General features: G+C 63.2%; 1 protein-coding gene. It reads right to left on the bottom strand.

Translation table 11 applies throughout. From position 1 onward, the window contains the following. Nucleotides 1-34: 34 nt before the first annotated feature. Nucleotides 35-989, bottom strand: a protein-coding gene (locus AC1DZY_RS26620) for an IS630 family transposase (protein ID WP_476823165.1) whose coding sequence is annotated in 2 segments (ribosomal slippage) — nt 35-640 and nt 642-989 — 954 coding nt in all. Because the reading frame shifts where the segments join, the coding sequence is not laid out codon by codon here. Between the last annotated feature and the right edge of the window lie 83 nt (nt 990-1,072).

Below are 1,072 nucleotides of genomic sequence, written 5' to 3'. Positions count from 1 at the left end.
CATCAGAATAGAGCCCATCTAGAGCATCGGACGGTTAATCATACGCATATCCTGCGTGTTTGAAGAAGTTTCGGCATTCGGCTGGCGAGAAGAGTTCGCAGATGTTTCCGACGGCCCTCCAGAGGGCGTCGAAGGTTCGTGCCTGGGCGGCTCGCAGGTGCGCCTTGAGCTTGGCGAAGGCCATCTCGATCGGGTTGAGATCGGGGCTATAGGGCGGCAGGAAGAGGAACCAGGCGCCCCTGTCGGCGAGGCAGCGTGCAGCCTGCGCGCTTTTGTGGACGGCGAGATTGTCGAGGATGACGATGTCGCCCTTCGACAAGGTCGGCGCCAGTTGGGTCTCGACATAGAGATCGAAGGTGACGCGATCCATGGCCTTGTCGACGATCCACGGCGCGGTCAGGCCGTGGCAGCGCAGGCCTGCGATGAAGCTCTGGGTTCCCCAATGCCCGAAGGGGGCAGATGCGCGCAGCCTTTCGCCGCACGGGCTGCGGCCGCGCAGCCTGACCATCTTGGTGTTGATCGAGGTTTCGTCGATGAAGACGAGCCGGTGAGGTTCGAGCCGCATCTGCGGCTGGCGGCGCAGGGTCCAGAGGCGTCGCTGCTCGGCGACGTCAGCGCGTGCGCACTCCGATGCCATCAGCGCTTTTTTTATATGTGAACCCCAGCCGGCACAGGAACCGCGACAAGACCGCCGGAGCGGCCCTCATGCCCTTCCCCTCGCTCAGCCGGGCGGCAAGCTCGGGCATGGTGATGTCGGGCTGCGCTTCCACCTGTGCGACCAAGAAGGACCCATGCACGTCAAGCCGGCCGCCGGGCGGACGACCCTGACGCGCGGGCCGGGCCGTCTTCAAACGCAAGACCCTTTGCAGCAGCTTGACCGCAAAGCTCTCGCTCACCCCGAAATGCCGGGCCGCAGCCCGACGCGAATGCCCTGCTTCGACAAAACCCACGACGCGCGCACGCAAATCATCCGAATAGCTGCGACCCATGATCCACCTCCAGAAACGGTGAATCACAAAGCAGCCCTCAAGGGAATCCCACGATTCCAGTTTTCAGTCCGACGCTCTAGCTA

Source organism: Allobosea sp. P2_A10, from assembly GCF_056405115.1.
The sequence above is the reverse complement of the archived record's forward strand: the minus strand, read 5'-3'. Positions and strand labels throughout refer to the sequence as shown.